20 protein-coding genes and 1 pseudogene are annotated in these 23,170 nt (G+C 58.5%); 12 read left to right on the top strand and 9 right to left on the bottom strand.

What is annotated here, in order from left to right; all coding sequences use genetic code 11:
• The first annotated feature begins 26 nt into the window (after positions 1 to 26).
• Complete coding sequence (ubiB, locus tag WKI41_RS13105) at positions 27 to 1,601, top strand: 2-polyprenylphenol 6-hydroxylase (RefSeq protein WP_340193946.1); 1,575 nt, start codon at positions 27 to 29, stop codon at positions 1,599 to 1,601.
• A 47-nt stretch (positions 1,602 to 1,648) separates the two neighbouring features.
• On the opposite strand, the gene hemW is transcribed toward ubiB, so the two are convergent.
• The 3 genes from hemW to rph are packed head-to-tail and all read right to left on the bottom strand — an operon-like array spanning position 1,649 to position 4,257.
• Positions 1,649 to 2,863, bottom strand: a complete 1,215-nt coding sequence (gene hemW, locus WKI41_RS13100; RefSeq protein WP_340193945.1) for a radical SAM family heme chaperone HemW — start codon at positions 2,861 to 2,863, stop codon at positions 1,649 to 1,651.
• Positions 2,864 to 2,871: 8 nt separating this feature from the next.
• Positions 2,872 to 3,516 carry an RdgB/HAM1 family non-canonical purine NTP pyrophosphatase gene (rdgB, locus tag WKI41_RS13095; protein ID WP_340193944.1) on the bottom strand — a complete coding sequence of 215 codons (645 nt, stop codon included), beginning with the start codon at positions 3,514 to 3,516 and terminating at the stop codon, positions 2,872 to 2,874.
• Between the two features lie 24 nt (positions 3,517 to 3,540).
• Positions 3,541 to 4,257, bottom strand: coding sequence for a ribonuclease PH (rph, locus tag WKI41_RS13090; protein WP_340193943.1), 717 nt, complete (start codon positions 4,255 to 4,257; stop codon positions 3,541 to 3,543).
• 268 nt (positions 4,258 to 4,525) lie between these two features.
• Here rph and hrcA point away from each other — a divergent pair, with 268 nt between their 5' ends.
• Both hrcA and grpE read left to right on the top strand, forming a co-directional pair.
• Complete coding sequence (hrcA, locus tag WKI41_RS13085) at positions 4,526 to 5,617, top strand: heat-inducible transcriptional repressor HrcA (protein ID WP_340193942.1); 1,092 nt, start codon at positions 4,526 to 4,528, stop codon at positions 5,615 to 5,617.
• A 122-nt stretch (positions 5,618 to 5,739) separates the two neighbouring features.
• Positions 5,740 to 6,375, top strand: a complete 636-nt coding sequence (gene grpE / locus WKI41_RS13080) for a nucleotide exchange factor GrpE (protein ID WP_340193941.1) — start codon at positions 5,740 to 5,742, stop codon at positions 6,373 to 6,375.
• Between the two features lie 122 nt (positions 6,376 to 6,497).
• Here grpE and ptsN read toward each other — a convergent pair whose 3' ends face one another.
• The 6 genes from ptsN to lptC form a co-directional block, all read right to left on the bottom strand.
• Positions 6,498 to 6,959: a PTS IIA-like nitrogen regulatory protein PtsN gene (gene ptsN / locus WKI41_RS13075; protein ID WP_340193940.1), complete on the bottom strand. Its 462-nt coding sequence runs from the start codon at positions 6,957 to 6,959 to the stop codon at positions 6,498 to 6,500.
• A gap of 68 nt (positions 6,960 to 7,027) precedes the next feature.
• Positions 7,028 to 7,603, bottom strand: coding sequence for a ribosome hibernation-promoting factor, HPF/YfiA family (gene hpf, locus WKI41_RS13070; protein WP_340193939.1), 576 nt, complete (start codon positions 7,601 to 7,603; stop codon positions 7,028 to 7,030).
• Positions 7,604 to 7,827: 224 nt separating this feature from the next.
• Positions 7,828 to 9,369 (bottom strand): RNA polymerase factor sigma-54, encoded by a 1,542-nt coding sequence (gene rpoN / locus WKI41_RS13065; RefSeq protein WP_340193938.1) that lies wholly within the window; start codon positions 9,367 to 9,369, stop codon positions 7,828 to 7,830.
• Between the two features lie 313 nt (positions 9,370 to 9,682).
• Complete coding sequence (gene lptB, locus WKI41_RS13060; protein ID WP_425341039.1) at positions 9,683 to 10,489, bottom strand: LPS export ABC transporter ATP-binding protein; 807 nt, start codon at positions 10,487 to 10,489, stop codon at positions 9,683 to 9,685.
• 16 nt (positions 10,490 to 10,505) lie between these two features.
• Complete coding sequence (locus tag WKI41_RS13055; protein WP_340193936.1) at positions 10,506 to 11,078, bottom strand: LptA/OstA family protein; 573 nt, start codon at positions 11,076 to 11,078, stop codon at positions 10,506 to 10,508.
• A 12-nt stretch (positions 11,079 to 11,090) separates the two neighbouring features.
• Positions 11,091 to 11,756: an LPS export ABC transporter periplasmic protein LptC gene (lptC, locus tag WKI41_RS13050; protein WP_340193935.1), complete on the bottom strand. Its 666-nt coding sequence runs from the start codon at positions 11,754 to 11,756 to the stop codon at positions 11,091 to 11,093.
• 245 nt (positions 11,757 to 12,001) lie between these two features.
• Between lptC and sppA the strand changes: the two genes are divergently transcribed.
• The 9 genes and pseudogenes from sppA to WKI41_RS13005 all read left to right on the top strand — a co-directional run bounded on the left by sppA (position 12,002) and on the right by WKI41_RS13005 (position 23,167).
• The gene (gene sppA / locus WKI41_RS13045; protein WP_340193934.1) at positions 12,002 to 12,958 is read left to right on the top strand and encodes a signal peptide peptidase SppA; all 957 of its coding nucleotides are present in this window, start codon (positions 12,002 to 12,004) and stop codon (positions 12,956 to 12,958) included.
• 26 nt (positions 12,959 to 12,984) lie between these two features.
• A complete protein-coding gene (locus tag WKI41_RS13040; RefSeq protein ID WP_062427118.1) occupies positions 12,985 to 13,290 on the top strand; it encodes an integration host factor subunit beta in 306 nt (101 codons plus the stop codon).
• Positions 13,291 to 13,373: 83 nt separating this feature from the next.
• Positions 13,374 to 13,715, top strand: a complete 342-nt coding sequence (locus tag WKI41_RS13035) for a DUF1049 domain-containing protein (RefSeq protein WP_340193933.1) — start codon at positions 13,374 to 13,376, stop codon at positions 13,713 to 13,715.
• A gap of 191 nt (positions 13,716 to 13,906) precedes the next feature.
• Positions 13,907 to 15,058 (top strand): class I SAM-dependent methyltransferase, encoded by a 1,152-nt coding sequence (locus WKI41_RS13030; protein WP_340193932.1) that lies wholly within the window; start codon positions 13,907 to 13,909, stop codon positions 15,056 to 15,058.
• A complete protein-coding gene (locus WKI41_RS13025; protein WP_340193931.1) occupies positions 15,055 to 15,912 on the top strand; it encodes a TrmH family RNA methyltransferase in 858 nt (285 codons plus the stop codon). The genes WKI41_RS13030 and WKI41_RS13025 overlap by 4 nt, the downstream gene beginning before the upstream one ends.
• Entirely contained in the window at positions 15,912 to 16,406 is a 495-nt protein-coding gene (gene lspA, locus WKI41_RS13020; RefSeq protein WP_340193930.1) for a signal peptidase II, read from the top strand. The genes WKI41_RS13025 and lspA overlap by 1 nt, the downstream gene beginning before the upstream one ends.
• A gap of 215 nt (positions 16,407 to 16,621) precedes the next feature.
• Positions 16,622 to 17,419 (top strand): annotated as a pseudogene (locus WKI41_RS13015) (GNAT family N-acetyltransferase); the annotation flags it as partial.
• A 182-nt stretch (positions 17,420 to 17,601) separates the two neighbouring features.
• Positions 17,602 to 20,253: a DNA mismatch repair protein MutS gene (gene mutS / locus WKI41_RS13010; RefSeq protein ID WP_425341038.1), complete on the top strand. Its 2,652-nt coding sequence runs from the start codon at positions 17,602 to 17,604 to the stop codon at positions 20,251 to 20,253.
• Between the two features lie 85 nt (positions 20,254 to 20,338).
• Positions 20,339 to 23,167: a [protein-PII] uridylyltransferase gene (locus tag WKI41_RS13005; protein WP_340193927.1), complete on the top strand. Its 2,829-nt coding sequence runs from the start codon at positions 20,339 to 20,341 to the stop codon at positions 23,165 to 23,167.
• Positions 23,168 to 23,170 lie beyond the last annotated feature (3 nt).

Raw genomic sequence — 23,170 nt, 5'->3', positions numbered from 1 at the left:
TTTCCAGGACATAGCAGGGCATTCGCATGAGCACGCTTGGCGCTTATTTTCGTCTCGCCAAGGTGGGCTGGGTTCTCGTCCGCGAGGGTGTGGTTCTGGCGCTCCCCGCAGAAGGGCTGCCTGCTTCGGCTAAATTCGTCAAAGGCCTGCTGAAGCCGCTCGCGCGCAACACGGCATTGAGAAGCGGGCGCAGCGACCGTCTTTCCAAGGCGGTCAGCCGGCTTGGCCCGTCCTATGTGAAGATGGGCCAATTTCTGGCGACGCGTCCGGATGTGGTCGGCGCTGACTTTGCCGAAGATCTCGCCGGTCTGCAGGACCGCATGGATTTCTTCCCGGCTGCTGCCGCCAAGGCCAATATCGAAGGCTCTCTCGGGCGTCCGATTTCCGAGCTTTACGTGGAGTTTGGCGACCCGATTGCCGCAGCCTCTATTGCCCAGGTTCACCCGGCCGTTATCGATACGCCGTCGGGCCGCAAGAAAGTCGCGGTCAAGGTCATCCGCCCGGGCGTGCGCCAGCGCTTCCAGGACGATCTGGAAGCCATGTATCTGGTGGCCGATTTGCAGCAGCGTTTCGTTCGCTCCGCCCGGCGGCTGAGACCCGTCGAAGTCACCAAGACGTTGGAGCAGACGACCAAGATCGAGATGGATCTTCGCCTTGAGGCAGCCGCTCTCTCCGAGCTTGCGGAAAACACGCAAGGCGATCCCGGTTTCCGCGTGCCGCAAGTGGACTGGGAGCGCACCGGCCGCGACGTCGTCACCATGGAGTGGATCGACGGCATCAAGATGTCGGACACGGAAGCGCTTAAAGCAGCCGGCCACGATCTGAATACGCTCGCCGATACGCTGATCCAGTCTTTCCTGCGCCATACGCTGCGCGACGGTTTCTTCCACGCCGATATGCATCCCGGCAACCTCTTCGTCGATCCAAAGGGGATCATCGTTGCGGTGGACATGGGAATTGCCGGACGGTTGGGCAAAAAGGAACGCCGCTTCCTGGCTGAAATCCTCTATGGCTTCATCACCCGCGACTATATGCGCGTGGCGGAAGTGCATTTCGAGGCAGGCTATGTGCCTGCTCATCATGACATGGCAAGCTTCGCCCAGGCGATCCGCGCTATCGGCGAGCCGATCCACGGACAGCCGGCCGAAACCATTTCCATGGGCAAGCTCCTGACGCTGCTCTTCGAAGTCACCGAACTTTTCGACATGGAAACGCGCCCCGAACTGGTCATGCTGCAAAAGACCATGGTTGTCGTCGAAGGCGTCTCGCGCATCCTCAACCCGCGCTTCAACATGTGGAAGGCGGCAGACCCCGTCGTCAGCGGCTGGATCCGCGACAATCTCGGGCCGAAGCGAATCGTTACCGATCTGAAGGACGGCGTGAAGGCCGCAATTAAGCTGGCGGAAGCGGCGCCCGAGATTGCCGCAAAGACCGAAAAGCTGCATTCAGACCTGATGTATATGAGCGAAAACGGCCTGCGCTTCGATGAGCGAACGGCCGAAGCCATCGGCAAGTCAGAAGCGCGTCACACGCGCTGGGGCCGTTTGGCACTTTGGGTGATTGCCGTGACGCTGATCTACATCGCGTTCAGGATCAGTTGATCCGCTCTCTACGGTTGTTGCTCCTAGGGGGGCCCGGAGAGCGGACCTCATGCGAGATCGGCGACCACCGAATCCAGGATCAGCATGCCAGACGGCGTGCATCGAACGCGGGAATTTCCAAGCCGCTCAAGAAAGCCGTGTTCCAGTAAAACGGCCTCACGATCCGGATCGAGATCGCGGCCGGAGAATTCGCTCCAGCGGGCGAGATCGACGCCTTCGCGAAGCCGCAGTCCCATCAAAAGCAACTCGTCGGCCTGTTCGTCGACCCCCAGCATCTCCTGATCCACCATGCCATGGCCGTCGCGTTCGACGGCTTGCAGCCACGTTTCTGGATGCCGCTCCGTGGCGGTTGCGAGCTTGGAACCGCCCTTCGTGAGACGTCCATGGGCGCCGGGGCCGATCCCCGCATAGTCGCCGTAACGCCAGTAGGTGAGGTTATGGCGGCTTTCCGCTCCCGGGCGGGCATGATTGGAGACCTCATAGGCGGGAAGCCCATGTCGAGCGGTAATCTCTTGCGTCGCCTCATAAAGGACAGCCGATTGCTCGCCGTCCGGAACGATCAACTTGCCCGCCTTGTGGAGTCCGTAGAAGGCCGTGCCTTCCTCGATCGTCAGCTGGTAGAGCGACAGGTGATCGACCGCATAAGAGATGGCCTCTTCGAGCTCCTTTTCCCACTCCTCGACAGTCTGATTGGGGCGGGCATAGATGAGATCGAAGGACATGCGCGGGAAGATTTCGCGCGCCAAGCGAATGGCTTTCAGTGCGTCGGCAACATCATGCAGCCGACCTAGGAACTTGAGGTCCCGGTCATTCAGCGCCTGCACACCCATGGAAACACGGTTGATGCCAGCAGCCCGATAGCCGCGGAACCGCTCGGCTTCCACGCTGGAGGGATTGGCCTCCATGGTAATCTCGATGCCGTCCGGCACCCGCCAATGGCGGGCGATGCCATCGAGGATGGCACCAACTGTCTGCGGGTCCATCAGCGATGGCGTGCCGCCGCCCATGAAAATGCTGGTGACGACCTTGGGGCCGCTTAAGCGCCGCATCGTTTCCATCTCGCGAAGGAAGGCGGCGACAAAGCGCTCTTGATCCACCGGCTGGTGGCGGACATGGCTGTTGAAATCGCAATAGGGACACTTGGCCGCACAGAAGGGCCAGTGGACATAGATGCCGAAGCCAGGCTCGCCCGTATCCGGCAGAAGGTCCGCATATCCGGACGGATGTGCGCCGGGCGCAGAAGAAAAGCCGCTCCCGGTCATGATAATGCTCATGCCTCCAGGCAGGTTTCGACGAAAGTCTTGAAGGCGCGCGCGCGATGCGACAGTGCGGTCGCATCACCCTGGCGCCAGCCATGCTTCTCATCTGACGACATTTCACCGAAGCTTGTCGTATATCTTTCCGGCTGGAAAATCGGGTCGTAGCCGAAACCGCTCGTGCCGCGCGGCGGCCAGACGATGGTGCCTTCTACCTCGCCACGGAAGAACTCGGTATGGCCGTCAGGCCAGGCCAGGCACAGCACGCTGACGAAGCGGCCCGTGCGCTGCTGAGATGTCGTTGCGCCGCGCTCTTGCAGTGCGTCTTCCACCTTTTGCATTGCCATGGCAAAATCGCGTGTGCCGTTGCCCGTCTCCGCCCAGTCAGCAGTATAAACGCCGGGTGCGCCATCCAGCGCGTCGACGACCAAGCCGGAATCGTCGGACAAGGCCGGCATGCCGGATGCCTTGGCCGAAGCAAGAGCCTTGATCGCAGCATTTTCTTCGAAGGTTGTACCGGTTTCGGCCGGCTCCTCGAAATTCAACTCAGCGGCTGATTTTGCCGAAAAGCCAAGCGGTCCGATCAGTTCAGCGATCTCGGCGATCTTGCCCTTGTTATGGCTGGCAACGACGATGGTTTTGGTGTCAAGCTTGCGCATGGTCCGTGTCCCGTTCCGCCCGGTTCAGGCGATGGCCTGTTTCTGCATCTCGACAAGCTCGGCGCAGCCGGTCTTGGCTAGGCCTAGCAGCGTCAGGAACTCGTCTTCCGAAAAGGGCTTGCCCTCGGCGGTACCCTGAATTTCGACGATGCCGCCGGAGCCGGTGATGACGAAATTGGCGTCGGTCTCGGCAGAGGAGTCTTCCAGATAATCGAGGTCGATCACTGGCTGATTGGCGAATATGCCGCAAGAGATCGCGGCGATATGGTCCTTCAGTACTTTTTCGACCTTCAGCATGTTGCGGCTTTCCATCCACTTCAGGCAGTCGTGGAGTGCAATCCACGCACCGGTAATGGAGGCTGTACGCGTGCCGCCATCGGCCTGAATGACGTCGCAGTCGACGCTGATCTGGCGTTCGCCAAGCGCCTGCAGATCGACGACTGCACGCAGCGAACGGCCGATGAGACGCTGGATTTCCTGCGTTCTGCCGCCCTGCTTGCCGGACGAGGCTTCGCGCTTCATGCGTTCGTTGGTGGAGCGCGGAAGCATGCCATATTCGGCGGTGACCCAACCCTTTCCGCTATTGCGCAGCCATGGCGGTGTCTTGTCTTCGAGGCTTGCCGTGACCAGAACATGCGTATCGCCAAACTTGACGAGACAGGAGCCTTCGGCATGCTTGGAGAAGTTGCGCTCGAAGGAGACCTTGCGCATCTGGTCGGTTTTTCTGCCTGAAGGCCGCATATCGTTTCTCTCCGTCTCTTAAAACCTGTCGCGATTTTTCAAATCCGCTCCATAGGCTTTAAGTCCTCGTTTTTGCGCATGTCGTTTTCGCAAAACCGCTTCGCACTTTTGCGCGACATGCCCTACTTCCCGCCTTCTAAGGTCAGGACGACGCTTTTGCAAAGGAAAAGCGGAAGACCAGAGCATGGAGCGGAATTTCCATTTTCACTTGGAAGACCGAGTGACTATATTCAAGACAGTCTTAACAGCTTCGGGAAGAACGGGCGGCATGGGTATAACTCCTCCCATTGGCAAAGAGCCGGGTGCGCTTCTGGACGATCGTTCACGCGAAATCTTCAGGCGCATTGTGGAAGGCTATCTGGAAACCGGCGAGCCGCTCGGCTCGCGCAGCCTGTCGCGCCTGCTTCCCATGTCGCTGTCGCCCGCTTCCGTGCGCAATGTGATGAGCGATCTGGAAGAGCTTGGCCTTATCTATTCGCCGCATGTGAGCGCCGGACGTCTGCCCACCCAGACCGGCCTGCGCTTCTTCGTCGATGCCTTCATGCAGGTGGGCGAACTCCCCGAAGCCGAGCGCGCCAATATCGATCGTCATATCGGCCCGATCTCTGGTCGCGAACAGTCGCTCGAAGGTTTGCTGTACGGCGCAAGCAGCATGCTATCCGGCATGTCGCGCGGGGCAGGGCTGGTATTGACCGCCAAGAATGATGCCGTGCTCAAACACGTGGAGTTCATTCGGCTTGAGCCCACCAAAGGCCTTGCCATTCTGGTCGGTGATCACAATCAGGTCGAAAACCGCATCATCGAACTGCCGGCCGGTATTACCTCTTCGCAACTCACGGAAGCCGCCAACTTCATCAATGCGCATCTCGCCGGTCAGACGCTGCCAGAACTCAGAAGCCAGATAGCGCGGCAGAAGAACGAGCTTCAGAGCGCGCTCAGCACGCTGGCTCAGGATCTGGTCGAGCGGGGGCTTGCCGTCTGGTCCGGCGATAATGAGGAAGGCAAGCTCGGTCGTCTCATCGTGCGCGGACGCTCCAATCTTCTCGAGGGTCTTGCCGGCGAAGAGGACATCGATCGCGTTCGTCTTCTCTTCGATGATCTGGAGCGCAAGGAGAACCTGATCGAAATTCTCAATCTGGCGGAGACCGGCTCTGGTGTGCGGATATTCATCGGCTCGGAGAACAAGCTGTTTTCGCTTTCGGGTTCCTCATTGATCGTCGCGCCCTACAAGGACGATGAGAACCGGGTTGTCGGTGCTGTCGGCGTTATTGGTCCGACGCGGCTCAACTATTCCCGCATTGTGCCGATGGTGGATTACACCGCCCAGATCATGGCGCGGCTCTCGACCAAACGGCGCTAATTGCGAAGGTTGCTTGAAAAGCCACTCCTTTTTCCCGTAAGCCTTGATTTTTGCATGGCAAAGCTCGATATCGGGCTCAATCTCATTGCAAGCTACAATACACATGTAATCTGGAGAACGTCATGACTGATGACACCAATAAGACCGGACCTGAAGCGGGCGCTGCCGACGAGGCAGTGGAAGCGGCGACGGCGGAAAATACGGTGCCGGAGCAGGCAGAACCCGATCCGATGGATGTGCTCAAAGCCGAGAATGCTGATCTCCGGGACAAATTTCTGCGCCTCGCCGCTGAAATGGACAATCTTCGTCGTCGCACTGAACGCGACGTGAAGGATGCCAAGGCCTATTCGGTTGCCGGCTTTGCCCGCGACATGCTGGCCGTCTCGGACAATCTTCGCCGCGCCCTGGACACCATTCCGCAAGAGCTGAAGGCAAGTGCCGAAGCCAATATCAAGGGCCTGATCGAAGGCGTCGACATGACCGAGCGCTCCATGCTCTCGGCGCTTGAGCGTCACGGCGTTAAGAAGATCGATGCTGAAGGCCAGAAGTTCGATCCGAACTTCCATCAGGCCATGTTCGAAATCCCGAACACGACGGTTCCGAACAATACCGTCGTTCAGGTGGTGCAGGCTGGCTTCACCATTGGTGACCGCGTTCTGCGTCCGGCCATGGTCGGCGTCGCCAAGGGCGGCCCAAAGGTGGAAGCGCCTGCAGGTGCCGAGCCCGGCACGAGCGGTCTCAATGAGAAAGACGCTTAAGCGTTTTCTTCGCCTTCAACGGGTTGAATAAAGCAGAGGCCCGGGTATCGCATCGATACCCGGGCCTCTGCTTTATGGTCTGAATAATAGAACGGCGGTTTCCGTGAAGCCTGCTTCGGCGTTCAGGCGGCGTTCACCTGCTCTTGGTTAAGAAAGGTATAGATCGCCGTATCGGATTCCGTCGCACGCAATTTGGCTACCAGCTCCGGGTCGCGCAGAACGCGGGCAATTCGTGACAGCGCCTTCAGGTGGTCAGCACCGGCACCTTCCGGTGCAAGCAGAAGAAACACGAGATCGACCGGCTGGTCGTCGAGTGCTTCAAAATCGACTGGCGTTTCAAGACGCGCGAAGACGCCGGTAATGGAAGAAATGCTGCTGAGCTTTCCGTGGGGAATGGCAATGCCGTGGCCGACGCCGGTGGAGCCGAGCCGCTCACGCTGCAAGATGACGTCGAATACGTCCCGCTCGGAAACCCCGGTGATACGGGATGCCTTTGCTGCCAGTTCCTGAAGGAGTTGCTTCTTGGAATTGACCTTTAGCGCGGGAATAATCGCATCTTGGTGCAGCAAATCTGCCAATGCCATTTCTTTTTCCTTCATGCCATCGAGACGAACCGGGGGGCGCTTAAGAACGCCTCCCGGGTCTTTAGACTTCAGCTTTTTATCATCGCCACATCGACCCAGCCGATGTTTCCATCGTTGCGACGGTAGACGATGTTGAGTTCCTTCGACGGGCTGCGGAACAGCAGAACTGGCTCATCGGTCATATCGAGAGCCATGACTGCGCTTGCAACCGTCATGGTTTTGATCTGTTTGGAAGTCTCGGCCACGATCGTTGGCGCGAAATCTTCCGCGATTTCCTCATCCTCATCCGGGACTGCATCCATCACGCGGTAGGCGACTTCCTCATCGATCCCCTTGGAGGCTGAGCCGTTATGGTGATCCTTGAGCCTGCGCTTGTAACGACGCAGGCGCTTTTCAATGCGCTCTGCCGCCGCGTCGAAGCTGGCTTGCGGATCGTTGGCCTGTCCTGCCGCGTGCAGAACGACCCCAGTATCGAGGTGGATCTTGCAATCCGCAGCAAAAAGCTGGCCGGACTTCGCGACCGTCACTTGGCCGGAATACCCCCCATCGAAGTATTTGGTAACGGCTTGGCTTATATTGTCCTCGATCTTTTGACGGAAAGACTCGCCCACATCCATATGTTTACCAGATACACGCACACTCATGGAATTTTTCCTTTTTCAGTGATTTGCGTATACCAGCTTACGTCAAGCTGAGCGCTCATCCAAGCGTTTCGCGACCTCTTTCGTGCCTTTGCAGACGAATGCCGCCAACCGTTGAACGCAACTCCCTCTTCAGACCCCCGCCCTGTCTGCGGCGAGCTTCTAGCCTTGTCGGCATGGCAAGTCAATTGGCAATCTTAAGTATTTGTAAACTATAATAAAACGCCTTACGCCGATGCCGTGCGGGCCATCGCCTTTTTCTCTCTGCGGCGCTGCACAGAGGAGGGAATGTTCATCGCTTCACGATATTTTGCGACAGTCCGTCGCGCCAGATCGATGCCGCTTTTCTTCAGTTGATCGACGATATCGTCGTCGGAAAGAACGGAGTTGGATGCTTCCTGCGCGATCATCGTGCGGATGCGGTGACGCACCGCCTCGGCCGAATGGTTGTCGCCACCTTCCGACGAGCCGATCGATACGCTGAAGAAATACTTGAGTTCGAACACGCCGCGCGGTGTCAGCATATATTTGCGCGATGTAACGCGGCTCACCGTCGATTCATGCATCTTGATGGCATCGGCAACCTGCTTCAGGTTGAGGGGGCGCAAGTGATCCACACCATGCAGCAGAAACGCATCCTGCTGGCGCACGATTTCGCTCGCCACCTTCATGATCGTTCTCGCGCGCTGGTCCAGGCTGCGCGTCAGCCAGTTGGCCGTCTGCATGCAAGTGGAGAGAAATTCACCGTCTTCGCCCGCGCGCGGCTTTAGCTTGGACACCTGCGCGAAGTAGCTGTGATTGACCAGGACACGCGGAAGCGTGTCCGGATTGAGGTCTATCAGCCAGCTGCCATCGGTCGAGGGATGGACGATGACATCGGGTATGATGGTCTCGCACGAACCCGTCTCGAAGCCGGCACCGGGACGCGGATTGAGACCGCGGATTTCATTCAGCATGTCGAGAAGGTCGTCTTCATCCACCCCACACAGCTTTTTGAGCGTGGCGAAATCGCGTTTGGCCAGAAGATCGAGATTGCCGACGAAAGCACGCATCGCCGGGTCCAGCCTGTCTTTCTGCTGCAGCTGGATCGACAAGCATTCGCTAAGCGAGCGGGCGAACACGCCAGGCGGATCGAAGCTCTGCAGAACGCGCAAAACCGCCTCCACCTCCTTTTCCGATCGCCCGAGCCGATCGGATACATCACTGACCGCATCGGCAGAGATATAGCCTGTCTCGTCGAGATGATCGAGCAGTGCCTCGGCTGTCATGCTGTCTGCGAGATCGTTGAGCGAGAAAGGCACTTGCTGGGCGATGTGATCGCGCAAACTCGGCCTGTGCGCGACGAAATCGTCAAGATCGTAATCGTCGGCAGCTTCAGCCCCAGGCATGGATTTCCATTGGCCGAGAAGCTCCGGTGCGTCGGCCTTGCGACCGCTCTCATCGTCCGGAAAGACATTGGTGAAACTGGTGTCCAGCGCCTCGTTGAGAACAGGGGCGTCATCGCCATACCATTCTGCCGTCTCAGCCGTGGGGGGTGGCTGGATGTTCTCCGCACCTTGAGAACCGCTAATGTCGTCGCTGCTGAATGTTTCGCCAGGCTCGCTGTCATTTGCTGCTATTTCAAGCAGAGGGTTCTTTTCGACTTCCTGGGCGATGAAGCTGACCAGCTCGATATGCGTCATCTGAAGCAGCTGGATCGACTGCATCAGCTGCGGGGTCATCACAAGTGACTGATTTTGACGCAGCAACAGGCTGGCTGACAAGGCCATGGCGGACGCTCGACTCCCAAACACGCCCTGTTTTGAAGAAATTTTTTGTTATCTTGCAAAACAAGGCAAACTTGGCCCAAAAATTGCTTTTTATTTGAGTTTGGTCAAGATCAAGAGTGGTGTCGAGGGGAAGAATCTTCAACAAGATAGCCGCGACGTTACCACCTTCTCGTCAGATCAACCGCACAAGAAGACCTGCGAATTCGGGCCCAAGCCGTTGCGATCCTTCAGTATCGCTCCTGACGCCTTAGGCCCTCGTCTCGCCACATGTCGTTACCGCAAAACGGCTGCACACCTTTGCCCGGACCATGCTTCAGAGGCTGAAGTTGTTCCCGAGATAGAGACGACGAACATCGGCATTGTTGACAATCTCGTCAGCCCGACCGTGGGTCAGAACTTCACCCGCGTGGATAATGTAGGCACGATCAATGAGGCCCAGAGTCTCACGGACATTATGGTCGGTGATCAAAACGCCGATACCGCGTGCCGTCAAGTGGCGCACCAGATTCTGAATATCGCTGACGGAGATAGGATCGACCCCCGCAAAGGGCTCGTCGAGCAGCATGAAGGTCGGATCGGTGGCGAGAGCGCGTGCAATTTCAAGACGGCGGCGCTCGCCGCCGGAAAGGGCAACCGCTGGAGACTTGCGCAACTGCGAGATATGAAACTCTTCAAGCAGCTCGTCCAGCTTGCGGGTTCTCTTCTTCTCGTCCTTCTCATGCACTTCCAGAACGGCAAGAATATTGTCTTCTACAGTCAGGCCACGAAAGATCGACGCTTCCTGCGGAAGATAGCCCACTCCAAGACGCGCGCGGCGATACATGGGCATGCCGGTCACGTCATTGCCGTTGATGGCGATCTTGCCCTCATCCACCGGAACGAGGCCGGTGATCATGTAAAAGCATGTGGTCTTGCCAGCACCGTTCGGCCCAAGAAGTCCGACAGCCTCTCCGCGACGCACCACCAGCGACACGCCGTTGACAACGCGGCGGGTGTTGTAGGTCTTGGTCAGGCCGTGGGCGATCAGGGTGCCTTCATAGCGAGATTTATCACCCGCATTCGCCTCGTCTGTCGACGGACGTGCGGAATCTCTGCCAAGAAGCTTTGAAATCAAAGGCATTTTCACGATGAGCGGCTTACTGCTTTTTCTGCGACTTGGGATCGAGCATGATGCGGACCGGGCCGCCGCAGCTCTCAAGCTTGGCTTCGCCGGTATTCATCAGCACCGTCAGCTTGCAGCCGGTAAACACATTGGTGTCCTGAGACAGCACGACCTGCTTGCCGGACAGCGTGAAGGTTTGCGACGCCATGTCGAACTCGCCATGATCGGCCGTTGCCTTCTGCGTTCCGGATGTCAGATAGACGGAGTTGTCGACGAAAATCTTGTCGATATCGGCATCGCCGCCGGTCACCGATGTTGTTTGCCCGTCACCCTTGTTCTTGTAGAGAACCGTCATCTTGCCGGCCTGCAAAGTGGTCGTTCCCTGAACGACCTTCACATTACCGGTGAAGTAGGCCTTGTGCTCCTGGTCGCGCACTTCAAGCTGATCGCTTTCGATTGCAATCGGCTGGTCGCTGGAAAGCTTCATGCCATCCATCTTGCTGGTGGTGTTCTGAGCAAGAGCCGGTGCGGAAAGACATGCCAGAAGAATGGCAGCCGAAATTCCGGCGATTCTCTTAGAGGGGGCGTTGCGGGAAATCTGCATCATCTGGTCGGGCTCTCACTTGCCTGCGTTCTGAATGGTGGATGCAGCAATACGCGCTCGTACCTGCCCCGAAAATACAATCGTTCTGCCATTATCGGCTATGCGTAGGCTTTCCGCAACAATCGAGCCTTCCTTCGTGGTGATGTCGACCGGCTGGTCGCTCTCCATCGTTCCCGCTTTCAGGTCGACATTGGCAGACTGAAATTTGGCTTTTAGGCCATTGCTCAGATTGATGTCAAAGGGCGCCGTCATTTTCAACTTATTTGTCGCGCGGTCGAAGATGCCTTCCTGCGCTACCACCTGGGCCACAATGTCATTCATCGGCACGGCTGCCAGAACTTTCTCAAGCGTCATCAGGTTCGGCGTCGTCACGTCCTGCAGGGCGCGCTCAGCATTCATCGAGTAATCGAAGCCCTTGTTGTTGCGCCCGGCAAGAGCCGGTTTTTCCATGACGATCTTGCCATCTTCGATCGAGGCACTCTGCAACGACACTTCCGCCGGGAGCCATGTGCGGGCAAGCGACACGCCAATGAAAGCCAGCGAAACAACCGCTGCCGCAATCGGAAGCCCGATCTTGAGCTTTTTGACGCGCGCGGAGTGACGCTTCGCCAGAGCATACGCATCGGGCAGATTATCAGCCACCGCAAATCCCGGTGCCGGTTGATTAAGTCTTTCGAGCATTCGTCAAATCCGGAGGTCTACAGGTACAGCTTAAAGTCGCACACAGACCTTTACATATTCATCTTACGTGTTTGGCACGATGGCCTTGCGCTGCCAATATGGTTTTTATCAGAAAGAGCGCAAGAGCCGGGTGTTTTTTATAAAAACCAGCCGTTGCAACTTCTCGCGCTTGCAAGAGGTCGTCACAAGGTTCATATGCCCGAGGCGAAGTTGAAGCTTAACTGCCGTAAAGCGAAGGTGATTTGATGGACCAGATGGCAATCGCAGACCGCAGGCAGCTGCGCCGCAAGCTCACATTCTGGAGGGTCGCCGCAGTTTTCCTGCTGGTAGCGGCTCTCTTTGCTGTTTATCGCTTCGCTCTCGCAGAGCCGGAATCGAGCGCAAGGCCGCATATCGCCAAGATCGAGATCAGCGGTCTGATCCAGGACGACACCGAACTTCTCGAGCGGCTGCAGAAGATCGCTGACAGCACCAGCGCAAAGGGGCTGATCGTTTCCATTTCTTCGCCGGGCGGTACCACCTATGGCGGCGAGCGCATTTTCAAGGCGATCCGCGCTGTAGCGGAGAAGAAGAAGCCGGTGGTTTCCGATGTCCGCACGCTGGCCGCTTCTGCCGGCTATATGATCGCGACCGCCGGCGACACGATCGTTGCAGGCGACACCTCGATCACCGGCTCCATCGGCGTCATCTTCCAGTATCCGCAGGTCAAGCCGCTGCTCGATAAGCTCGGGGTCTCGCTGCAGGAAATCAAATCTTCGCCGATGAAGGCAGAGCCATCCCCCTTCCATGAGCCGCCGGAAGAATCGAAGGTCATGATCCGCAACATGGTCATGGACAGCTACAACTGGTTCGTCGATCTGGTTGCCGACCGGCGCAAGCTGCCGCGCGACGAGGTTTTGAAGCTTGCCGATGGGTCTATCTTTACAGGCCGTCAGGCAGTCGCAGTCAAGCTGATCGATACGCTCGGCGGCGAAAACGAGATCAAGTCCTATTTCGAAAGTCGCGGGCTGGCCAAGGATTTGCCGATCGTCGAATGGACGGCACCATCCAAGCGCTCGCCCTTTTCCATCTTCAGCGTCGCGGGTCTTGCAAAAATGCTGGGCCTGGATGAATTTCTACCGATTGCAGCACCACGCCAGCTCGGCACCGACAAGTTGTTTCTTGACGGTCTGGTTTCGGTTTGGCAGGTTGATGGCCGATAAAAACCCAATCCTTTCAGGGGGCAACCGTGATTAAGTCTGAACTGGTGCAGATCGTTGCTGCGCGTAACCCGCACCTGTATCACCGTGATGTCGAAAATATCGTCAACGCGGTTCTTGATGAAATCACCGATGCGCTTGCTGCCGGCAATCGTGTCGAACTTCGCGGATTTGGGGCGTTCTCGGTGAAGAACCGACCCTCCCGTTCTGGACGGAACCCGCGCACGGGTGAGTCCGTTTTTGTCGAGGAAAAATGGGTACCCTTCTTCAAGACCGGCAAGGAGCTGCGCGAAAGGCTCAATCCGGGCATGGGCGACGTCGAAGACGAAGATTGAGCGCATTCCCGCTCGACGCTTCTCAATCCGGCGTGACGTTCATCCAGATTGCTTGAAGGCCCCCTAAAGACGGAGTACCTTGAATGTCGAAGAAGATCGTCAACCTGTTGATCCTGGCGCCGCTGGCCATCATCCTGATCGTCCTGTGCGTGGCAAATCGCCAGGATGTGACCCTTGCGCTCAACCCATTCCAGCCGAACGACAGCGTCCTCTCGTTTACTGCTCCTTTCTTTGTTTTTATTTTCCTGTCGACATTGTTCGGCATTTTCCTAGGCTCAGCCGCAACTTGGATTTCGCAAGGCAAGCACCGCAAGCGCGCTCGCCTCGAAGCACGCGAAGCTATCAGGTGGCACGATGAGGCCACGAAGGCGACGGCCAACTCGCAAGCGACAGCGCCGGTGTCACGGCAGCTCGCAGCGAAATAGATAGCTGCTCGCGGTTCTTTGATCTGTCGCGCCGGCGCATCATTGAGCAGCGCCCTTTGATAATCCTCCATTCTAGTGATATGCGCTTTCCAACCGCATCGGGCTCGATATTGCCCATTGTGCAGACTGAGAAATGCGAGTGGCGTGACTGATCGTCGTGCCTTCAGCAAAGAGACGTGGAAAGATCGTCGTTGAAGAAGAAAGACAACCGCCAGGGCGCAAAGCCGCGCGCCGGACAGGACAATCGCTCGGGCAAGCGCGGTGGCAAGCCGCCTCGCCAAAAAGACACGGCGCGCGCGCGCGCTCCCGATTATGTTCGTCCGGCTGCCGCCGCAGCCAAGGAGGGCGCCGCACGTAAGGAAAAGGTGCAGGCCTCCGCTCCAGCTGCTGAAGCAGTTCCGCCACGCCCATTGAAGGAACGCTCCGGCACGCTTCCAACTGAGCAGGTGCCGGTCATCCTCGTGTCTCTCGGTGCCGGCGACTTCCACCTGATCGACAGCGGCAATGGCCTGAAGCTTGAGCAATATGGCGAATATCGCATTGTTCGCCCCGAGGCGCAGGCACTCTGGCGTCCGAGTCTCGCGGAACGCGTTTGGGACAATGCCGACGCAATATTCACCGGCGATACCGATGAAGAAGGCAGCGGTCGCTGGCGCTTTCCCAAGCAGGCGCTGGGGGAGACCTGGCCGCTTTCTCTGCTCGACGTGGATTTCCTTGGCCGCTTTACCGCTTTTCGTCATGTCGGTGTTTTTCCCGAGCAGATCGTCCATTGGGAATGGTTGAAGCAGACCATCGAGAAGGCCGATCGCCCGCTTAAGGTTCTGAACCTGTTCGGCTATACCGGTGTGGCCTCTCTCGTCGCGGCATCCGCTGGAGCGGAAGTCACCCATGTCGACGCCTCGAAAAAGGCGATCGGCTGGGCGCGCGAAAACCAGGCGCTTGCCGGTCTTGAAAATGCGCCTATCCGCTGGATCTGCGAAGACGCCATGAAGTTCATCCTGCGCGAGGAACGCCGCGGCAATAGCTACGATATCATCCTCACCGATCCGCCGAAATTTGGCCGCGGTACCCATGGAGAGGTCTGGGATCTCTACGATCATCTGCCGCTGATGCTGGATGTCTGCCGCGAAATTCTGTCGCCCAAGGCACTCGGTTTCGTGCTGACCGCCTATTCTATCCGCGCCAGCTTCTACTCCATGCACGAGTTGATGCGCGAAACCATGCGCGGCGCCGGCGGCGAGGTGGCCTCCGGCGAACTCGTGATCCGCGAAGCGGGGCTTGACGGCAAGACGCCGGGCCGCGTGCTTTCAACGTCTCTCTTCAGCCGCTGGGTGCCGAAATGAACGATCGCCATGAAAACGGCCCCCGCAGGGTAGGGCAGGTCAAGGAAGTCACCAGCCTTGCCAATCCCATCATCAAGGACATCAAGAACCTTACCCAGAAGAAGGGCCGCGAAGAGAGCGGCACCTTCATGGCCGAAGGGCTGAAGCTTGTCATCGATGCGCTGGAACTCGGCTGGACGATCCGCACGCTTGTCTATGCCAAGGCCGCCAAGGGCAAGCCACTGGTCGAGCAGGCTGCGGTGAAGACGGTGGCGTCCGGCGGTCTCGTGCTGGAAGTCAGCGAGAAGGTGATCTCATCCATTACCCGCCGCGACAATCCGCAGATGGTTGTCGGCATCTTCGATCAGAAATGGAAACCGCTTAGAGACATCAGGCCTGCTGCAGGCGAGACCTACGTCGCCCTCGACCGGGTGCGCGACCCTGGAAATCTCGGCACCATCATCCGCACGGCGGATGCAGCCGGTGCCTCTGGCGTGATCCTCGTGGGCGATTGCACCGATCCCTTCTCGCTCGAAACCGTGCGGGCCACCATGGGCTCGGTCTTTGCCATGCCAGTGGCACGCGCCTCGGTGGATGAGTTCCTTGGCTGGAGAAAGAGCGCCGGCGTCAGCGTCGTCGCGACCCATCTTGCCGGCTCGGTAGATTACCGCACGATCGATTACAAGAAGAAGCCGGTCGTGCTTTTGATGGGCAACGAGCAGTCGGGCCTGCCGCCGGAGCTTGCCTCGCAGGCGGACCAGCTTGCCCGGATTCCCCAACAGGGCCGCGCCGACTCTCTCAATCTGGCGATCGCAAGCGCAGTCATGCTGTTTGAAGCGCGTCGACATCTTCTCGAACTTGCGACGGTAAAGTAATGGCCAAGCCCGCTCTCTTTTCAAGACCCGCTCCTGCCATCGCCTTCATTCTCCTGGCAGTACTGGCGGATCAGATCATCAAGGTGCTGGTGGAAAAATATCTGCCTTTGCAGGAGATGGTGCCAGTCATCCCGTTTCTGGCGCTTTACCGCACCTATAATCTCGGCGTCGCCTTCTCCATGCTGTCGGGAATGGAAGGCTGGGCCATCGTGACCATGCGGCTCTTGATCGTCGCCTTCGTCATCTGGCTCTGGCGCAAGACGGATGCAGAACGCACCTTTGCCCATATCGGCTTTGCGCTGATCATCGCCGGTGCAGCCGGCAACATCTTCGACCGTTTTCTCTACGGGCACGTGGTGGATTACATTCTCTTCCACACACAAACCTGGTCCTTTGCGGTGTTCAATCTGGCCGATTCTTTCATAACGATCGGTGCAGGCTGCGTTATCCTAGACGAGTTGTTGCAGGCAAAGGCGGCGCGCAAGAAAAGCTGAGCATCTTTCTCGGATCGACTGCACGAGAAAATTAAACTCACGCAACGTCACTTACGCGGCTAAGTGTCACTGTTCTGTCGTCAAGAAGTGATTTATGACGCCAAGATCAAACGGTGGCGGGGCGATTCTCCATGGTCTCGGAAGTTCTGGAACGCAGCATTGTTGGCACGAGCTTGGGCGGCGCTGTTTTGCCGGCTGCCGAAAAGCGCGAAGCCGACGTCTTCGGCCGTATCGGCTCCCTCGAAACACGGCTTGCAAGAAATGAACGCGAGATCGATGCCGCCCAACAGGTTCGCTTCCGTGTCTTTGTCGAAGAAATGGGGGCGAGGCTTCCGGCAGAGGCAATGCGTCGCGGCCGCGACATCGATGCCTTCGACGCCGTCTGCGACCATCTTCTGGTTCTCGACAATGCTATCGAAGGCGATCCGGAAGATCAGATCGTCGGCACCTATCGCCTTCTCAGGCAGGAAACGGCGCTGGCGAACAAGGGTTTTTACTCGGCAAGCGAATTCGATATCGAGAGCCTCGTCTCGCGCCATCCGGACAAGCGCTTCATGGAACTCGGACGCTCCTGCGTGCTGCCGGAGTATCGCACCAAGCGCACCGTTGAACTTCTCTGGCAGGGGAACTGGGCCTACGCCGTCCGTCACCGCATGGACGCGATGATCGGTTGCGCGTCCTTTCCGGGCATACAGCCGGAGGCGCATGCGTTGGCGCTGTCCTTCCTGCATCATAGCTGCGGCTCCAAGGGTGAATGGCGTGCCAAGGCACTGCCGGAACTCTATCGAGAGATGGATATGATGCCGCTTGAAGCGATCAATCCGCGCCGGGCCCTGAACGCTATGCCGCCGCTGATCAAGGGTTATATGCGTCTTGGCGCCATGTTCGGCGCCGGTGCGGTCGTCGATCATGCCTTCAACACAACGGATGTGCTCGTCATCCTGCCGGTTTCTTCCATTGCCGGCCGCTACATCAATTATTATGGCGGTGACGCAGAGCGCTTCAACGGCTGATACCGTCAGCGCCCTCAAGCTTCCTGTGGGTTCGTCGTTCTGCGTGTTGTTCTTGGAGAGCCGCGCCGGTAGTCTCCGGCTTTGTTTTCCTTAAGCCACAAACAGATACGATCACGCCATTGACGGACGTTCATTCCACCGCATCGCTCATCTCCGAAGAGAGCCGCGCATCGGCAACGCCGATGATGGAGCAGTATATCGAGATCAAGGCGAACAATCCCGGTTCGCTGCTTTTCTATCGCATGGGCGATTTCTACGAGCTGTTCTTCGACGATGCGGCGGAAGCCTCACGCGCGCTCGGCATCACGCTCACCAAACGCGGCCAGCATCTTGGTCAAGATATTCCCATGTGCGGCGTCCCTGTCCATGCGGCGGACGACTATCTGCAAAAGCTGATCATGCGCGGGTACCGCGTCGCCGTCTGCGAACAGGTGGAAGACCCTGCGGAAGCCAAGAAGCGTGGCTCGAAATCTGTCGTCAAGCGCGATGTCGTGCGCCTCGTCACACCGGGGACGCTGACAGAAGAAAAGCTGCTGTCGCCGACTGAATCCAACTACCTCATGGCACTCGCCCGTATTCGCGGCAGTTCGGAAGCACAATTCGCGCTCGCCTGGATCGATATCTCTACCGGCGTTTTTCGGTTGGCGGAGACCACGCTCACACGTTTGCTAGCCGATATCTGGCGCATCGATCCGCGTGAACTGATCGTCGCCGACAGCCTGTTTCATGATGAGGAATTGCGACCAACCTTCGATGTGCTGGGTCGCGTGGCCGTCCCTCAACCTGCCGTCCTGTTTGATAGCGCGACCGCCGAAGGTCGCATCGCGCGCTACTTCAATGTCTCGACGCTCGATGGCTTTGGAGCTTTCTCGCGAGTGGAGCTGGCAGCGGCGGCCGCCGCCGTCGCCTATGTCGAGAAGACCCAGATTGCCGAGCGCCCGCCGCTTGGTGCGCCGGAGCGCGAAAGCTCTGCATCGACGCTGTTCATCGATCCAGCTACCCGCGCCAATCTGGAATTGACCAAGACGCTTGCCGGAGAACGCGACGGATCGCTCTTGCAGGCGATCAACCGCACGGTGACTGGCGGCGGTGCGCGGCTTCTGGCGGAACGGTTGATGTCGCCGCTGACCGATCCTGAACGGATCAATGCCCGTCTCGACGCGGTGGCCTATCTGCTTGACGATGTGTCTCTCAGCGATGGCCTGCGCGACGCGTTGAAACAAGTGGCAGACATGCCGCGCGCACTATCGCGACTGGCGCTCGACCGTGGCGGCCCGCGGGATCTGGGCGCAATCCGCCTGGGACTTTCCGCTGCCGCGATCGTCGGTCGGTTGCTTGATCAGGGACTGTTGCCGGACGAGTTGGCGCAGGCACTTGCCGATCTCAAAGCCTTGCCAGCCTCGCTCGAAGCCATGCTATCGGAGATGTTGGCGGACGACCTGCCGCTTCTCAAGCGCGATGGCGGTTTCGTCCGGGAAGGTTCGAACCCTGAACTCGACGAAGTGCGGGCGCTGCGCGACCAGTCGCGCCGCGTCATTGCCGGGCTGCAACTGCAATATGCAGAAGAGACCGGCATCAAGTCGCTGAAGATCAAGCACAACAATGTGCTCGGCTACTTCATCGAGGTGACGGCGGGCAATGCCGATGTGATGACCGGTAGCGACGAGGCCAAGGCGCGCTTCATTCACCGCCAGACCATGGCAGGCGCCATGCGCTTTACCACCACCGAACTTGCCGATCTGGAAAGCCGCATCGCCAATGCCGCAGCCCAGGCATTGACCATGGAGTTGCAGGCTTTCGACCGGATGGTCCAGGCGGTGGTGGCCGAGGCCGAAGCCATAAAGGCAGGCGCGCTGTCGCTTGCCGCCATAGACGTGGCGACGAGCCTTGCACATCTGGCATCCGAACAGGCCTATTGCCGCCCGGTGGTCGATGGCTCCATGACCTTTGCCATCCGTGGCGGGCGGCACCCGGTTGTCGAGCAGGCGCTGCGCCGTCAGTCCAGCGGGCCTTTCATCGCCAACAACTGCGATCTTTCAGCCTTTAACGGCAATCGCAACGGCGCGATCTGGATGCTGACCGGTCCGAATATGGGCGGTAAGTCTACCTTCCTGCGCCAGAATGCATTGATCGCCATCCTCGCCCAAATCGGGTCGTTCGTTCCGGCAGAGGCTGCCCATATCGGCATTGTCGACCGGCTTTTCTCGCGTGTCGGTGCCTCTGACGATCTTGCCCGTGGCCGCTCCACCTTCATGGTCGAAATGGTCGAGACGGCGGCGATCCTCAATCAGGCGACGGAGCGTTCGCTCGTTATTCTCGATGAGATCGGGCGCGGGACCGCCACTTTCGACGGCTTGTCGATCGCGTGGGCGACGGTGGAGCATCTGCATGAGGTCAATCGCTGCCGCGGCCTTTTCGCCACCCACTTCCATGAACTGACGGTGCTGTCCGAAAAGCTCGGTCGCCTCTCCAACGTCACCATGAAGGTGCGGGAATGGGAAGGCGATGTGATCTTCCTGCACGAGGTCGGACCGGGCGCGGCCGATCGCTCCTATGGCATACAGGTGGCACGGCTTGCGGGGCTTCCTGCCGCGGTTGTCGAACGTGCGCGCGAGGTGCTGAACCAACTCGAAGATGCCGATCGCAAAAACCCGGCAAGCCAGTTGATCGACGATCTGCCGCTCTTTCAGGTCGCGGTGCGGCGCGAAGCGGCGAATGCTGGGGGCAACTCGAAGGTGGACCAGGCGTTGAAGGCGCTGAACCCGGATGAGATGACCCCGCGCGAGGCGCTGGATGCGCTCTACGCGCTCAAGAAACAACTTGGCAACGCTTGATGCGTAGAGTGCCTGTCCATTCGGCCTAAAAATCGCTATAGCGCTGTGCCAGCAGCGCAAGACGCATGGAATGGATATCGGCTCAATGGCCTCTAAGGACCTGGATTTCTCCGCGATACTGGATGTCGCAGCACTGAAGCATGAATGCGATCTCGTCTTTCAAGGCGATGGAAAGCGCGTTTCGGATGTGCGCTCCGACCTTCTTCCGATCTTCAAGAAGGCAAGCAGTGACGGACGTCAGGTGGCGCGCGATCTTCTCGAGTCCGAAGGCGGCGGTATTGACTGCGCCAGACGTATCTCCTGGCTGCAGGACCGACTGATCGAAGTGCTCTACGATCTCGCCTGCCAGTATGTCTATCCAAAGGACGCGCCAAGCATCGCCATCACGGCCGTCGGCGGCTATGGGCGCGGCACGCTGGCGCCTGGGTCGGATATCGATCTCCTGTTCCTGCTGCCGCTCAAGAATACGCCGGACATGCACAAGGCGATCGAGTTCATTCTCTATATTCTCTGGGATGTCGGGTTTAAGGTCGGCCACGCGACCCGCACCGTGGACGAGTGCATCAAGCTGTCCAAGGCGGATATGACCATTCGTACTGCCATTCTCGAAATGCGCCCGATCTGCGGAAAGAAGCCTCTCGCCGACGAGCTGGAGCGTCGCTTCGAAACCGAAGTCGTCACCAACAGCGGCCCGGAATTTATCGCCGCCAAGCTTGCCGAGCGCGACCAGCGCCACCGCAAGGCTGGCGACACACGCTATCTGGTCGAGCCGAACGTCAAGGAGGGCAAGGGAGGCTTGCGCGATCTCCACACGCTGTTCTGGATCGCCAAATATTACTACCATGTGCGCGACACGGCTGAACTGGTGAAGCTCGGCGTTCTTTCCAGAAGCGAGTTGAAGCTCTTCGAAAAAGCCGATGATTTTCTCTGGGCGGTGCGCTGCCAGATGCACTTCATCACCGGTAAGGCGGAAGAGCGGCTTTCCTTCGATATCCAGCGAGATATTGCCGCTGCGCTGAACTACCAGCCGCGCCCCGGGCTTTCGGCCGTCGAGCGCTTCATGAAGCATTATTTTCTCGTAGCCAAGGATGTCGGCGATCTGACGCGTATTCTCTGCGCCGCCCTTGAAGATCGACAGGCCAAGGACGTGCCGGGACTGTCCGGCGTTCTCAGCCGTTTTGCCCATCGTCTTCGCAAGATCCCTGGCTCGAGCGAATTTGTCGAAGACCGCGGTCGCATCGCGCTGGCCAATGCCGATGTCTTTCGCAACGATCCGGTCAGCCTGATCCGGCTCTTCCATGTAGCCGACATCAACAATCTCGAACTGCACCCGGATGCGCTTCGCGTCGTCACCCGCTCGCTTGGCCTCATCAATCACGAACTTCGCGAAAATGAGGAAGCCAACCGGCTGTTTCTTGCGATCCTCACATCGAAACGCGACCCGGCACTGACGCTGCGGCGGATGAACGAGGCTGGCGTTCTTGGCAAGTTCATTCCCGAATTCGGCAAGATCGTCGCGATGATGCAGTTCAACATGTATCACCACTACACCGTCGATGAACATCTGATCCGCTCCGTGGCTATCCTGTCCGAGATTGAAAAGGGGCAGGCGATCGATACTCATCCGCTGGTCAACCAGTTGATGCCGGCGATTGAAGACCGCGACGCGCTCTATGTGGCGGTTCTGCTCCACGACGTGGCAAAGGGCAGGCAGGAGGATCACTCCATCGCCGGCGCACGCGTGGCCCGCAAGCTCTGCCAGCGCTTCCGTCTCTCCACCAAGCAGACCGAAACGGTGATGTGGCTGATCGAACAACACCTGTTGATGTCGATGGTGGCGCAGACGCGCGATCTGCACGACCGAAAGACGATCACCGATTTTGCTGACAAGGTGCAATCGATGGAGCGTCTGAAGATGCTCCTGATCCTCACCGTCTGCGATATCCGCGCCGTTGGTCCGGATGTCTGGAACGGCTGGAAGGGGCAGTTGCTGCGCACGCTCTATTACGAAACCGAGCTTCTTCTCTCTGGCGGCTTTTCCGAAAGCTCGCGAAAGGAACGCGCCAGGATCGCTCGCCAGCGTCTTCATGATGCGCTGGACGACTGGGGCCAGAAGGCACGGCGCAAATACATCAACCTGCATTACGATGCCTATCTTCTCTCGGTTGCGCTGGAAGACCAGATCCGCCACACCCGCTTCCTGCGTGAGGCCGACAAGCAGGAAAAGGCGCTGGCAACAATGGCCCGCACCCATTCCTTCCACGCCATCACCGAAATCACGGTTCTTGCACCCGACCATCCGCGTCTGTTGTCGATCATTACAGGCGCATGCTCGGCTGCCGGCGCCAACATCGCCGACGCCCAGATTTTCACGACGTCTGATGGCCGCGCACTCGACACCATCCTGATCAACCGGGAATTTCCGATTGACGAGGATGAAACGCGCCGTGCCACCAATATCGGCAAGCTGATCGAGGAAGTCTTGGCAGGCAAGAAACGTCTGCCGGAAATCATTGCGACCCGCACCAAGAGCCGCAAGAAGAGCAAGACTTTCAACATCCCGCCATCGGTGACGATTTCCAACGGGCTTTCCAACAAGTTCACCGTCATCGAGGTGGAGTGCCTTGACCGTCCCGGCCTGCTTGCGGACATGACGGCTGTGCTTGCGGATTTGTCGCTCGATATCGCGTCGGCCCGCATCACTACGTTCGGCGAAAAGGTCATCGATACCTTCTACGTCACCGATCTCTTCGGCCAAAAGGTGATGACCGAAAACCGCCAATCCAACATCGCGCTGCGGCTGAAGGCCGTGATGGCCGAGCAGGAAGATGAACTGCGTGATCGCATGCCATCCGGCATCATCGCGCATCCGGATGTTGCAGCCCTTCCTGCTGCGCGCACCGCAAAGGCTTGAACA

The sequence above is a fragment of the Agrobacterium larrymoorei genome, assembly GCF_037722385.1.
Taxonomy (GTDB): Bacteria; Pseudomonadota; Alphaproteobacteria; order Rhizobiales; family Rhizobiaceae; genus Agrobacterium; species Agrobacterium larrymoorei_C.
The sequence above is the reverse complement of the archived record's forward strand: the minus strand, read 5'-3'. Positions and strand labels throughout refer to the sequence as shown.

Bases quoted from the DNA above. Each gene is read 5' to 3' on its own strand.
- ubiB (WP_340193946.1), top strand. From the start codon at position 27: ATGAGCACGCTTGGCGCTTATTTTCGTCTCGCCAAGGTGGGCTGGGTT.
- hemW (WP_340193945.1), bottom strand. From the start codon at position 2,863: ATGACCGGGAGCGGCTTTTCTTCTGCGCCCGGCGCACATCCGTCCGGA.
- rdgB (WP_340193944.1), bottom strand. From the start codon at position 3,516: ATGCGCAAGCTTGACACCAAAACCATCGTCGTTGCCAGCCATAACAAG.
- rph (WP_340193943.1), bottom strand. From the start codon at position 4,257: ATGCGGCCTTCAGGCAGAAAAACCGACCAGATGCGCAAGGTCTCCTTC.
- hrcA (WP_340193942.1), top strand. From the start codon at position 4,526: ATGGGTATAACTCCTCCCATTGGCAAAGAGCCGGGTGCGCTTCTGGAC.
- grpE (WP_340193941.1), top strand. From the start codon at position 5,740: ATGACTGATGACACCAATAAGACCGGACCTGAAGCGGGCGCTGCCGAC.
- ptsN (WP_340193940.1), bottom strand. From the start codon at position 6,959: ATGGCATTGGCAGATTTGCTGCACCAAGATGCGATTATTCCCGCGCTA.
- hpf (WP_340193939.1), bottom strand. From the start codon at position 7,603: ATGAGTGTGCGTGTATCTGGTAAACATATGGATGTGGGCGAGTCTTTC.
- rpoN (WP_340193938.1), bottom strand. From the start codon at position 9,369: ATGGCCTTGTCAGCCAGCCTGTTGCTGCGTCAAAATCAGTCACTTGTG.
- lptB (WP_425341039.1), bottom strand. From the start codon at position 10,489: ATGCCTTTGATTTCAAAGCTTCTTGGCAGAGATTCCGCACGTCCGTCG.
- WKI41_RS13055 (WP_340193936.1), bottom strand. From the start codon at position 11,078: ATGATGCAGATTTCCCGCAACGCCCCCTCTAAGAGAATCGCCGGAATT.
- lptC (WP_340193935.1), bottom strand. From the start codon at position 11,756: ATGCTCGAAAGACTTAATCAACCGGCACCGGGATTTGCGGTGGCTGAT.
- sppA (WP_340193934.1), top strand. From the start codon at position 12,002: ATGGACCAGATGGCAATCGCAGACCGCAGGCAGCTGCGCCGCAAGCTC.
- WKI41_RS13035 (WP_340193933.1), top strand. From the start codon at position 13,374: ATGTCGAAGAAGATCGTCAACCTGTTGATCCTGGCGCCGCTGGCCATC.
- WKI41_RS13025 (WP_340193931.1), top strand. From the start codon at position 15,055: ATGAACGATCGCCATGAAAACGGCCCCCGCAGGGTAGGGCAGGTCAAG.
- lspA (WP_340193930.1), top strand. From the start codon at position 15,912: ATGGCCAAGCCCGCTCTCTTTTCAAGACCCGCTCCTGCCATCGCCTTC.
- mutS (WP_425341038.1), top strand. From the start codon at position 17,602: ATGATGGAGCAGTATATCGAGATCAAGGCGAACAATCCCGGTTCGCTG.
- WKI41_RS13005 (WP_340193927.1), top strand. From the start codon at position 20,339: ATGGCCTCTAAGGACCTGGATTTCTCCGCGATACTGGATGTCGCAGCA.